We start from the raw sequence: 11,198 nt of genomic DNA, 5'->3' as shown, positions 1-11,198 counted from the left end.
ATCCTCTTTGATTAGCGTTCAGTTAAGGTGAGTGATGAGGCTTTTGCTTCGATATTTTGTTTTGGTTGAACCAGCTCTGAGCCGAGCAGTGCCAGTGCAAGCCATAATCCGAGCATGCCGATAATGCCTATCCAACCATTTCCATCCATAGTGAGTTGGTATGGATAAAGCCCTGCATCAAATTTAGCGATGGTTTGTACTTCCATGATGGTAAACCAGCGAATCAGCCACGCGCTTGCCAACGTGATCAACGACAGGCACAACGAGCCCATGACACGATGTATACGAGACGTTGTTGACGATTTGGTGTCTCTCATCGTCATAAACGCGAAGGTAATGCTGCCCAAAATAACGAAAGTGAGCAGCGCTATGTTTTGTATCCATTGCTCACTGGAATAAAGTGAAAATGCGGAATTGTTAGATGCCCAAATCGGTAGCAGTATCAGCGTCAATACACCGCTGGTAACCACCGATTTCTTTAGTAGATTGGTATCGCCAGATGTCAGCGTTTTTGACTGACTAGGTAGCAAGATCCAAATCAGCAGAGCGAAGCCGACTGCGCCCATAAAAGCAGTGACAAACCAAAGAATCGGCGATGCTGGTTGGTGCCATAATGAGCGTGATTTAACGACCGTAATTTCAGCGCCTGTGTAGACTGCAATGGTGATGCCTGATAGCACAGTGATGGCAGACACCATAAGCATGGCTCTACGAGAGAGCACCCACTCACCCAGTGATAGCTTTGAAATTAGAGGCAGTACTTTCCCTGGCTGATTACGTAAGTTGATCAGATCCTGGCGGAGATACAGCCATGCAGTCACTACCGCTAAACCTGAGAAAACAGGCAAGAAAAGCGACCCTAAAGACATCCATGACCACGGCGTGATGTGCGCGTAAAAATGCCAAGCGCGTCCCGGTTGGTGTAAATCACCAGTTAACGCCAATGGCCCCACGATGGCACCGATGGCCAGCGTCAGCACAAGTGCAGCGCGCAGTCTGTGGCTGGTGTGTTTTTCAAATAATAGGGCGATTAGGAATAAAATAGCGGCCGCATAAGCCGAACCGATGTAGAAGAAATACTGCACCGCCCACGGTAGCCATGCCATCGCTTGAGGTTGGACTAACACTTCGGTGATGTTCATGCGTGCTCTCCTTGTGGGTCGTAAATAGCTGGCTGCCCGTCGATATGGCTGGTAAAGCGTTCATCCATGCCGATATAAAATACATGTGGATTTGTACCTTCATTGGGTTTCAATACTTTGATGTCGTCCTGATGCTCTGTTATTAAGCGGCGAATCTCGCTTGTTGGGTCGTTTAAATCACCAATTACACGTGCACCGCCAACACAGGTCTCCACGCAGGCAGGTAATAGGCCTTGCTCTAGACGGTGAGCACAGAAGGTGCACTTATCTGCGGTGAGGGTGTCCTCATTGATAAAACGCGCATCGTAAGGGCAAGCTTGTACGCAATACGCACACGCTACGCAGCGACTGTTATCCACCATGACGATGCCATCTTCGCGCTGAAAGGTCGCTTGAACCGGACACACAGCCACGCAAGGTGGGTTTTCGCAGTGGTTACAAAGCCGAGGCAGCATAAAGGCCTTTGCTTCTCGCGTGGCTTTCGAACCGTCATCCAGTGTGACTTCGTATTGCTTTACGGTGGTCCGGAACTGGCCGATAGGCGCTTGGTTCTCAATGCTGCAACCCACGGTGCAAGCCAGGCAGCCGACGCATTTTCGCAAATCCACCACCATTGCATAACGTTTCCCCACTTGTCCTTTTCGGTCGGCGGACTGGTTATTTCGAATAATGTTTCCCGCGGTTGCCGTGCCAATGCCCGCGACTGGAATTAACGCGGCTCCGGCTGTGACCGCGCTGAGAAAGCGACGTTTGGTGGAATCCATAACTCACCTGCTTTTTTGTTGTATTTGAATTGACTGATTCCATTGTGAGAAATGCACCGCGAGGCTTATATTGTGGATTTCCACATACCCAGATCAAACTTGATCTAAAACAAATGTGGTTTAGGGAAGGTAGCTGTTATTCTTGTCGTACTCTCTTGAAGGAACGATTCGACTCATCATGAAAAAAGCACTGTGGCTTCAGCTTTGGATTCTTTGCTTAGTTGCCTTTGCATCTTTGGCTCAGGGCGCAGTTTCTGAACAAGCAGATCTGCAAGGAATGCAAGAGCAAAAAGCAGAGCAGCCACAGGCCAAGCAAAAAGTCGAAGTGGGCGTGTTAGCTATACGTGGTCATCTTTATGCCGAGCAGAGATGGCAACCGACCATTGATTGGCTCAATCAGCAAATTTCCGATGTGCATTTTGTCCTTCATCCCCTTAACTTGGATGAAATGGGCCAAGCGGTGAAGTTTCAGACCATGGATTTCATCTTAACTAACCCAGGTCAGGCAGTGCGGTTGGGTAGGCAATACGCACTGTCGTGGATGGCAACGCTAACCAGCAGAGCACCACAAAACTCGAATTACGGCATTGGTTCGGCGCTGGTGGTTCGAGCCAATTCAAGTTATCAAACGGTGCAAGATGTCTCAGGACGTCCTGTTGCGGCGGTATCAGAAAAAGCGTTTGGTGGTTATCTAACGATGCGCTATCAAATAGTCAAAATGGGGCTTAATCCAAACGATTTCTTTTCTGATGTCCGCTATCTTGGTTTTCCTATTGATGCCAACCTGTATCAATTACGTGATGGCAATGTGGAAGCGGCCGTTGTCCCTGCTTGTTTATTGGAACAGATGCTAAATGAAGGGCTTTTACAACCGAGTAATTACCGAGTTTTAAATCAACAGCCGAACGAGCGCTCGTTATGCGCTGTTTCCACACCGCTTTATCCTAACTGGTCATTTGCCAAAACAGAGCGCGGCTCAGCTCAGATCGCCAAACAGATTGCGCAAGTATTGTTAGCGATGCCACCTGAACACCCTGCGGTTATTGCGGCAGGCGCGTCAGGTTGGACGTCCCCCGTCAGCTTGCTGAGCATCGACAAACTTTATCAGGCGTTGGATCTCCATCCGTTGCAACAACCTTGGTGGAGTGAGGCTCTACGCTGGCTGCGTAGTCATCAAGAATGGGCATGGGCGCTGTTCATGTTTGTGATTGTGTTGAACGCGTACCACTTTTGGCTTGAGTATCGATTTAGCAAGAGTAAGCAAGCGTTGGAGCAGACATCGTTACGATTAAAAGAGAAAAGTGAACAGTTAGAACATTCACAAAGGGTCGCGATTGTCGGAGAAATCGGCACTAGTCTTGCCCATGAGCTCAATCAACCATTGGCGGCCATTCGCAATTACAGTGAAGGCGGTTTACTTCGCTTGGCCAAAAAACGCCCTCATGAAGATATTGTCCCTGTGCTTGAGAAAATACAGGGGCAAGTTGAACGAGCCGATGCAATTATTCAGCGCTTAAGAACGTTGATCCGCAAGCGCAGTGTCGACAAAGCGCCGTGCGATCTTCAAGTTCTTATTGATGACACGATTGAGTTGCTCCATTTTCGAATGCAGAAGCAAAATATTTCGATTGTGACCAGTATAGAAGGGAACGCCCGTCCGGTACTTGTCGACGCTGTGGGCGTTCAACAGGTTTTAGTTAATGTGATCAGTAACGCGATTGATGCGTGTACTTTGTTCCAAGAGAAATATCACTCGTCAGGTTATCAAGGTAAAATTGCCCTGCATAGTGACTACCAAGTCAATCAACTTTCCATTCGAGTATTGGACAACGGCACAGGGTTGCAGCAAGAGAATCCAACTCAAGCGTTTGTGAGTAGCAAAGAAGAGGGGCTCGGGCTGGGGTTAGCCATTTGTCGTGATGTAATGGAAATGCATGGTGGCGAGTTTCTCATCAGCTCGACAGCGCCACATGGCTGTTTGGTTGAGCTCGTGTTTCCATATCAAAACTAATCTGAACTAGGCATAGGAGCATTCAATGAGCAGCGGTGAAAAGCAGCTACCTGTTTTTGTAGTCGATGATGATGAATCGGTGCGTGACTCGCTCGCTTTTATGTTGGAAGAACATGACTTCAATGTCACCACTTTTGCTGATGGGCAGTCTTTCCTTGATGAGGTGGACGTTCAGCAAGCGGGGTGTATCATTCTTGATAGTCGAATGCCAAATCTTCGTGGTCAGCAAGTCCATCAAATTTTAAATCAAGCCAACAGTCCCTTAGCTGTTATTTACCTGACGGGGCATGGTGATGTCCCGATGGCGGTCGATGCATTGCAAGCTGGCGCGGTCAATTTTTTCCAAAAGCCAGTCAAAGGAGATGAGTTGGCACAAGCCATTTTGCAGGGACAAGCGCAGTCGGCTGTAAACCTTGATATGGCGGCGGCAAAATCGGCGTATGAATCGCTCACTCCCAGAGAAAAAGACATTTTACGTTTGATCATTGCAGGCAAGCGCAACATTCGAATCGCTGACGAACTTTGCATTGCAATGCGCACGGTTGAAGTACACCGCGCCAACCTATTGAAAAAGTTCTCAGCGAAAACCGTCGCAGAGTTGGCATATATTTATGGCAAGCTAGATTAGAGCTTAGTGAGTGAAGCTTCTTAATGCTATTTTGTGGATACAACTTGAGCTTTATGACGACTCGCGTATTATCTTCTTCGTTCCTACTTTATCTGAATTCTTATGAGTTTATTGACTAAACGACATCACACGCCACATAAACGGGTGAAATGGCTACTAGCGATTATTGGCTGGGTGGTTGTCGTGTGTCTGATGCAAAATTCAGGTTTTGCATCGTCATGCTCTATGAAGTACGAGACGGTATCGCCTGCTGTTTCACTTACTGATGAGGGTTCGAGCGTCAAGTCGATTGATGCTAAAGAAACCAGCAAATGCGAATTGTCTGAAAAGTTAATTCAATTTTCTCAACATCAGATCGATGCATTTATTGTTGTTCTGTTTGTCGGTCTTTTGGCGTCGGCTATTTGGATGTGCTGCGCTTATATTCGCGCACAACATTGGACGGAGCCGATAGGTCGTAAGTATCGAGTCCATCTGACTTTCTGTGTATTCCAAGAATAAAAACGTGTTTTCTGACCAATAACGTCAGCGATTTAACACATTTTGTTTTTATTATTAGGAATTACTATGAATCAAACTACCAAACTGACTCAGTTCGCGTCTATGTTCTTTATGACGCTGGCGTTGAGTTTGTTCTCTCTGAATATTTCAGCACAAACTACCGATACCGGTTGGATGACCAACCCGCAGCATCCTCCAGTGCAAACGCGCTTTGTACTAACGGGTCAACAAGATCCGCAAGCCAAAACACTTACAGGTTATTTGGATGTTAAGTTGAGCGGAGACTGGAAAACTTATTGGCGATCGCCGGGCGAGGGTGGTGTCGCGCCATCGATAGATTGGCAAAACTCGCAAAACCTGAGCAAGGTTGATTGGCAATGGCCATATCCGCAAAAGTTCGAGTTATTGGGCATTGAGACTCTCGGTTACAAAGGTGACACTTTGTTCCCAATGACGCTGCATATCGACGATATGTCGAAACCCGTCACGATTGATGCAGTGCTCACGCTTTCTTCCTGTACGACGATTTGTGTGCTGACGGACTACCAAATTCAATTGACGTTCTTACCTTCTGAGCTGAAAGTGGACGAAGAGGTGATGTTCAGTTACGCCCAAGCGGTGAGTAATGTTCCTCAACCTTCGCCTTTTGTTGAGGTCACGCAAACAAACTGGGATGCGACTCAATCCAAATTACAAATCAAACTAAAGAACACGCAAGGTTGGCAAAATCCTCAAGTGTTGGTGGATGGTGTTGGTGATGCGATTCGTGACTACAGCTTCAAGTTGGATGGACTTCAGCAAGAAGGTGATATCGTCACAGCAAATTACTCGGTTGATACCTGGCTGGGTGAGGTAGAGCTTAATGAACAATCGTTATATGTTTCTATCAAAGATGATAACTTGCTGGTCGAAGAGGTAACACAAGCACAAGCAGGAGCGGTTACATCGTCACAGCCAACTACCTCTTTAGCGAGTATTTTCTTATTTGCATTGTTAGGCGGTTTGATTTTGAACATCATGCCGTGTGTGCTGCCTGTATTGGGGATGAAGCTCAGTAGTATTGTGGCTGCACATGGTGTAGAGCGCCGTCAAATTCGTACCCAGTTTATCGCTTCTTCTCTGGGGATTCTCACTTCGTTCTGGCTGATAGCTGGATTCATTTTGGTGTTGAAGCTTACGGGTAACGCGATCGGTTGGGGCGTGCAGTTCCAAAGCCCTTGGTTCCTAGGATTGATGGTACTAGTCACTGCTTTGTTCGGCGCCAATATGTTGGGATTATTTGAAATCCGTCTGTCATCGGGTACTAATACATGGCTCGCATCGAAAGGTGATAACTCTCTAGTGGGTCACTACGTTCAAGGTATGTTCGCTACTTTGCTTGCGACACCTTGTTCTGCACCGTTTTTAGGCACCGCCGTTGCTTTTGCCTTGGGCGCGGACGTATTAACGTTATTTGCAACCTTTACAGCATTAGCATTGGGTATGGCACTGCCTTGGATCTTAGTCGCTGTGTTTCCAAGTATCGCGCTAAAACTACCAAAGCCCGGTCCATGGATGAATGTCGTTAAGATCGTGTTTGGCATAATGATGTTGGCAACCAGCGTTTGGCTACTTTCATTAATGGCAAATCATGTACCGATGTTATGGATTGCACTCATCGCTGTGGTTGCTTTTGTCGTCATGATGGCAAGAGTTAAGCGTGTGTATGGTGAGAAAGCACTTGCTATATCAGGGACCGCATCGTTAGTGTTAATAGCTGGAGGCTTACTACTTGGCAGTGTCACTGCCGACCAATGGGCGACACCGCTTCCTGAGGACTTAGCTTGGCAAAAGCTTTCTAATTCAGCGATTGAAGAGCACGTCAGTAATGGGCGAGTGGTGTTTGTGGATGTGACTGCGGATTGGTGTGTCACGTGTAAAGCGAACAAGATCGGTGTGATCTGGCAAGATCCTGTCTACTCATTGCTGCAAAGCCCTAATGTGGCGAAGTTAAAAGGGGATTGGACACATCCGGACGGCTCGGTAACGGACTTTTTACGAGCTCATGGGCGTTACGGTGTGCCGTTTAACATCGTCTATGGCCCGGCGGCGCCACAAGGTATCCCGTTACCCGTGATTCTGACTGATGATGTTGTTTTAAGCGCCGTGAAACAAGCGAGTGGGGGATCCATTCAATGAGTTCGACAAAGCAGCGTAGAACATTCCGATATTGGCTCGTTCAAATCGTACAGGTGGTGCTCATTGTCACCGCCATTTCCATCGCGATGGATTGGTATCGCACTAAAGATATTCCTAAACAGGAGGCTCCACCATTGAGCTCCGTATTGAGCGATGGTGAATACTTCGATGCAATCGCGCAAAGTCATGAACAACCTGTCGTTGTTTATTTTTGGGCGACTTGGTGTCCCGCGTGTAAATTTGTAAGCCCAAGCGTGAGCTGGCTGAGTGATGACTATGCCGTAGTTGGTGTTTCTGGCTCATCAGGGCCAAATGAGCGTGTGGCGCAGTTTATGCGGGCAAAAGAATATCGTTTTGAAAACATAAACGATCCTTCAAGCGATATTATGCGTGAATGGAAAATTAGCGTGACTCCAACCATTTATATTTTAAGAAATGGTGAAGTGACCTCTATTACGACAGGCATCACAACGCCGATAGGAATATTGGCGAGAATTTGGTTGGCTCGATAACGAAATAAAAATCCGATATTCAAGATACTGAATATCGGATTTTTTCTTTTTATTTTCTCGCTCCAACGGGAATCATAATGTGTGCGTATGGAGTGCCTTTCCACATCACGTATGGGCCACCATAACTTGGGTCGGTTGGTAGAGAGTCGAGCAACGCTTGGTCTGGGGTAATAATCATCAAGTGTGGTCCTTCCACAATCCATTGATTGTCGTCCGTCATCCCTTCTGCAAATGGGTCGGTGTTACTGGCACCGCCATCACCCGCTAACATGTAAGAAATACCTAATGCTTTGGCTTGGAAAGGTTTTTTGTTCATCCAAGCGTCTGCCCATTCCATCCAAGGACCATCCATACACATTGGCGCTGTGCCTTCCAATTGAGGAGGTGTTGGGAAGCAAGTGTATTGGCTAGAACCTTCTTGCAGAACATTATTGTTCCAGTCCATCACCGTTACTTTATCGCGAATAGTCGGTGGCGCTGCACTCAGTGCATCTTCTAAAAGTGCTTTTGAATCATCGGCTGCGAATGCGCCAAAAGCGCAGCTGACCGAAACAACAGCAGTTAAATAAGGAATTAGTTTCATAAATTAAACCTCAAGTTAATACAACATGAGAATTTGAGCACTTTAATTATAGAATGATATTAAAAATAAGAATCATTATTTAAATGGAAAATAATAAGCGATAGGTTTGTTATGTTAATTTAAATATTGTTTTTATATACAGCGAATAGAATGATGGAAATAAGATTCGCTGAATAATCGAAGCAGATTATCAGGACATATTTTTTCTTTATGCACTTAAAAATTCCATCGGAATCACGGGCTAGTACTTTTCAAAATTTCATCTATTTCTACTGGTTATCGCTGAATAACCAGTCGGTTACGTTTCATAGAAAATTAGCTATTTAATAAGTGCCTAGGTGCGTATTGCGTGTTACATTCGAGCATCGTTCTGGTTATCAAGGAGGAAACGATGAACGTAGCAAAAATGTATGATGATGTGTCGGAGCGCTATCAAAAGTTGGTGGATGACAGCCATTACGTCGGCCCACGTTGGATTTCTGGGAAGTTAAAAACCTTTCCCATCGAGCAAGGCTCGGCTCTCGACCTAGCCTGTGCGACAGGCAGTATCGGTCATGTCGTAAAAAATCACTATCCAGATCTCACCATCCATGGCTTAGACATCTCGTCCAAAATGGTTGATAAAGCGCGCCAAACTAACCTCTATCAAAGCGTCGCGGTTCATAACCTCGATGAGCCATTTTCCCCTTTGTTTGAGCAAACCTTTGACCTTATCACCGCACTTGGTTTTACTGAGTTTCTAGCAGAGCCTCAACAACTGCTGGAGTGCATTTCGCGTAAGCTAACGGTGAATGGAAGATGTTTTATCAGCTTTCAATACCACGATCCGGATGGACAAGATTTGCCTCGAAATACTTATAGTGGATCGGTCGTGCATACGGCATATACCGAAAGTGAAGTTGAACAACTCTGTCAGCAGGCGGGGTTGGAAGTGGTTTCCCTAGAAAATGTGATTGGTTACGTATCTGGTGTTGGTTATGTGTGTCGATACTTGATGCTAGAGCTGAAAAAGTCACACCGCTGAAATAAGTAACAAACAAGGACTGTTTTTGAAAACACAAGATTTAACCGAGTTCGGGTCGGGCATTGAATACGATGCTCAATACGACCAGCATTACCATCACGACATTGCTTTCATCACAAGGTTAATCGAAGAAACCAATGCTCGAAGTGTACTGGATGTCTGTTGTGGTTCCGGCATTGTCACGATTCCAGTCTCTGAGCAACTCAACGAAGCCATTGGCATTGATATTTCTGAAGGGATGCTCAAACACGCAAAGGACAAAGCCAAAAGTAGGAGTAACTTACGTTTTCTTCATCTCGACGCAACCCAGTTTTCGTTAGGTAAGAAGTTTGACCTAGCCATAATGACAGGGAATGCATTCCAAGCCTTTTTAAGTGACGACATGCTGGCAGGCGCACTGAGCTCAATATCAAAGCACCTAGAAAAAGGTGGGCGATTTGTCTTCGATACGCGGTTACCAACGCCAGAGAATCTAGAATTGGATCATGAGATGGCGCTGTGGCAAACCTATGTTTCTCCAACTTATGGTGAAGTGAATTATTTAGGTATGAAAGCCGAGTATGACTTGCAAACGTCCATCATGTATTTGAAGAAAGAGCGCCATTTTGAAGGTGGAACGATTGAGTATTCCAGCATTGATTTAAAATATCGTCCGCTGGAAGACATAGAGGTTTTCCTTGAACAAGCGGGATTCAGAATCATAGAGAAGTACCAGTCTTGGTCAGCGCAAGCATTTGAGGCGAATGCCAACTCGCTTGTCTGTGTGGCTGAGAAAATATAAATCAATGTTGAGGGATACAGTGCAAGGATTTCAAATTACTACGTCGTTAGATGACATGGATTTAGACGTTATCTACCAGTTTATTTCAAACAGTTATTGGGGGAAGGGCATTCCAAGAGAACGCTTTGAGAAGTCATTGCGCCATTCGTTCTGTTTCGCGGTTTTGGATGACGAAAATCAACTCGTTGCTTTTGCTCGGTTAATTACCGATCGCACCACGTTTGCGTACCTTGCCGATGTGTTTGTAGTGGAGGTACACCGTGGTAAAGGCATCAGTAAGTGGTTGATCTCAGAAATTGTTGCTCATCCAGATCTGCAAGGCTTACGCCGTATGATGCTTGCAACTCGTGATGCTCATGGGTTGTACGAACAGTTTGGGTTCACTCCTATTGCTCCAGTAGAAAACTTCATGCAAATCTGGAAACCGAATGTTTATCAGAGCTAAATCATGATGAGAGTTGAAGCTCAACAAGTGGCAATCAGATACCTCAAAACAACAGACGCTGCTCCCCTGTTTGAAAACTATTTAGGCGATGAGCAAGCATGCCGCTTCCTCAATCGCCAAGCCCACCAAAATGTTAATCAAACCCTTGAAGCTATCGAAAGATGGCGTGCTCAATATGATCAAAAGTCTCCCAATCTATTAGTCTTCACCATTGAAGAACTTACTTCTCAAACTCCCATAGGCTGTCTGGTGCTGATACCTGAGCAAGACAGCAGTGAAATCCATTTTGGTATTTCTGCTCGCTATCAGGGAAAAGGCTATGCAACCCAAGCCTGCAAACTTGGCGTTGTTTACTTGCAAAGCTTAGGTATAACGCGCATTCGCACTGCCCCGCATATTGGCAACCACGCAAGTATTCGTGTGTTGGAGAAATATGGCTTTATCAGCCGAGGCATTTTAAAAGCGCATGCGGTTTTTCCTGCTTTAGGACGTGAGGCGCAAGACTGTATGGATATGCGATTGGAGGATACAGAACTGCGCCATTTTGCACGTTGTTCAGAATGAAAAGGGGGGCGGTTGAAACGAGCGGTTACAGAGCTTGTTAGTCGCCATCGTAGACAGCGTCTTTG

At 46.0% G+C, this 11,198-nt stretch carries 12 protein-coding genes; 9 read left to right on the top strand and 3 right to left on the bottom strand.

Annotated features, from left to right (window positions below; translation table 11 throughout):
* Positions 1–11: 11 nt before the first annotated feature.
* Both nrfD and dsrO read right to left on the bottom strand, forming a co-directional pair.
* The gene (gene nrfD, locus R2S67_RS08325) at positions 12–1,142 is read right to left on the bottom strand and encodes an NrfD/PsrC family molybdoenzyme membrane anchor subunit (protein ID WP_317343225.1); all 1,131 of its coding nucleotides are present in this window, start codon (positions 1,140–1,142) and stop codon (positions 12–14) included.
* Complete coding sequence (dsrO, locus tag R2S67_RS08320; protein ID WP_317343223.1) at positions 1,139–1,906, bottom strand: sulfate reduction electron transfer complex DsrMKJOP subunit DsrO; 768 nt, start codon at positions 1,904–1,906, stop codon at positions 1,139–1,141. The genes nrfD and dsrO overlap by 4 nt, the downstream gene beginning before the upstream one ends.
* Before the next feature lie 178 nt (positions 1,907–2,084).
* Here dsrO and R2S67_RS08315 point away from each other — a divergent pair, with 178 nt between their 5' ends.
* The 5 genes from R2S67_RS08315 to R2S67_RS08295 all read left to right on the top strand — a co-directional run bounded on the left by R2S67_RS08315 (position 2,085) and on the right by R2S67_RS08295 (position 7,736).
* Positions 2,085–3,917: a sensor histidine kinase gene (locus R2S67_RS08315; RefSeq protein ID WP_317343221.1), complete on the top strand. Its 1,833-nt coding sequence runs from the start codon at positions 2,085–2,087 to the stop codon at positions 3,915–3,917.
* Between the two features lie 25 nt (positions 3,918–3,942).
* The gene (locus R2S67_RS08310; protein ID WP_048625745.1) at positions 3,943–4,545 is read left to right on the top strand and encodes a response regulator transcription factor; all 603 of its coding nucleotides are present in this window, start codon (positions 3,943–3,945) and stop codon (positions 4,543–4,545) included.
* A gap of 102 nt (positions 4,546–4,647) precedes the next feature.
* On the top strand, positions 4,648–5,046 hold the full coding sequence (locus tag R2S67_RS08305) for a hypothetical protein (RefSeq protein WP_145473703.1): 399 nt from the start codon (positions 4,648–4,650) through the stop codon (positions 5,044–5,046).
* A 66-nt stretch (positions 5,047–5,112) separates the two neighbouring features.
* On the top strand, positions 5,113–7,224 hold the full coding sequence (locus R2S67_RS08300; RefSeq protein WP_317343218.1) for a protein-disulfide reductase DsbD family protein: 2,112 nt from the start codon (positions 5,113–5,115) through the stop codon (positions 7,222–7,224).
* Positions 7,221–7,736 (top strand): protein disulfide oxidoreductase, encoded by a 516-nt coding sequence (locus R2S67_RS08295; RefSeq protein WP_045545741.1) that lies wholly within the window; start codon positions 7,221–7,223, stop codon positions 7,734–7,736. The genes R2S67_RS08300 and R2S67_RS08295 overlap by 4 nt, the downstream gene beginning before the upstream one ends.
* A gap of 49 nt (positions 7,737–7,785) precedes the next feature.
* On the opposite strand, the gene R2S67_RS08290 is transcribed toward R2S67_RS08295, so the two are convergent.
* Entirely contained in the window at positions 7,786–8,319 is a 534-nt protein-coding gene (locus R2S67_RS08290) for a hypothetical protein (RefSeq protein ID WP_317343215.1), read from the bottom strand.
* A 391-nt stretch (positions 8,320–8,710) separates the two neighbouring features.
* Between R2S67_RS08290 and R2S67_RS08285 the strand changes: the two genes are divergently transcribed.
* Genes R2S67_RS08285 through R2S67_RS08270 form a run of 4 tightly spaced genes read left to right on the top strand, consistent with a single transcriptional unit; the run spans position 8,711 to position 11,133 of the window.
* Positions 8,711–9,343 (top strand): class I SAM-dependent DNA methyltransferase, encoded by a 633-nt coding sequence (locus tag R2S67_RS08285; protein ID WP_023585293.1) that lies wholly within the window; start codon positions 8,711–8,713, stop codon positions 9,341–9,343.
* Positions 9,344–9,368: 25 nt separating this feature from the next.
* Positions 9,369–10,124, top strand: a complete 756-nt coding sequence (locus R2S67_RS08280) for a class I SAM-dependent methyltransferase (RefSeq protein ID WP_083140545.1) — start codon at positions 9,369–9,371, stop codon at positions 10,122–10,124.
* Positions 10,125–10,143: 19 nt separating this feature from the next.
* Complete coding sequence (locus R2S67_RS08275) at positions 10,144–10,569, top strand: GNAT family N-acetyltransferase (protein ID WP_024700270.1); 426 nt, start codon at positions 10,144–10,146, stop codon at positions 10,567–10,569.
* Between the two features lie 3 nt (positions 10,570–10,572).
* Positions 10,573–11,133, top strand: coding sequence for a GNAT family protein (locus tag R2S67_RS08270; RefSeq protein ID WP_317343209.1), 561 nt, complete (start codon positions 10,573–10,575; stop codon positions 11,131–11,133).
* Positions 11,134–11,198: the final 65 nt, after the last annotated feature.

This window comes from Vibrio sp. T13N (genome assembly GCF_032970445.1).
GTDB classification, from domain to species: domain Bacteria; phylum Pseudomonadota; class Gammaproteobacteria; order Enterobacterales; family Vibrionaceae; genus Vibrio; species Vibrio diabolicus.
This window is presented reverse-complemented; position numbering and strand designations above follow the sequence as displayed.

What these genes read in the sequence shown, in the direction of transcription:
- nrfD (WP_317343225.1), bottom strand. Translation starts at nt 1,142, where the DNA reads ATGAACATCACCGAAGTGTTAGTCCAACCTCAAGCGATGGCATGGCTA.
- dsrO (WP_317343223.1), bottom strand. Translation starts at nt 1,906, where the DNA reads ATGGATTCCACCAAACGTCGCTTTCTCAGCGCGGTCACAGCCGGAGCC.
- R2S67_RS08315 (WP_317343221.1), top strand. Translation starts at nt 2,085, where the DNA reads ATGAAAAAAGCACTGTGGCTTCAGCTTTGGATTCTTTGCTTAGTTGCC.
- R2S67_RS08310 (WP_048625745.1), top strand. Translation starts at nt 3,943, where the DNA reads ATGAGCAGCGGTGAAAAGCAGCTACCTGTTTTTGTAGTCGATGATGAT.
- R2S67_RS08305 (WP_145473703.1), top strand. Translation starts at nt 4,648, where the DNA reads ATGAGTTTATTGACTAAACGACATCACACGCCACATAAACGGGTGAAA.
- R2S67_RS08300 (WP_317343218.1), top strand. Translation starts at nt 5,113, where the DNA reads ATGAATCAAACTACCAAACTGACTCAGTTCGCGTCTATGTTCTTTATG.
- R2S67_RS08295 (WP_045545741.1), top strand. Translation starts at nt 7,221, where the DNA reads ATGAGTTCGACAAAGCAGCGTAGAACATTCCGATATTGGCTCGTTCAA.
- R2S67_RS08290 (WP_317343215.1), bottom strand. Translation starts at nt 8,319, where the DNA reads ATGAAACTAATTCCTTATTTAACTGCTGTTGTTTCGGTCAGCTGCGCT.
- R2S67_RS08285 (WP_023585293.1), top strand. Translation starts at nt 8,711, where the DNA reads ATGAACGTAGCAAAAATGTATGATGATGTGTCGGAGCGCTATCAAAAG.
- R2S67_RS08270 (WP_317343209.1), top strand. Translation starts at nt 10,573, where the DNA reads ATGATGAGAGTTGAAGCTCAACAAGTGGCAATCAGATACCTCAAAACA.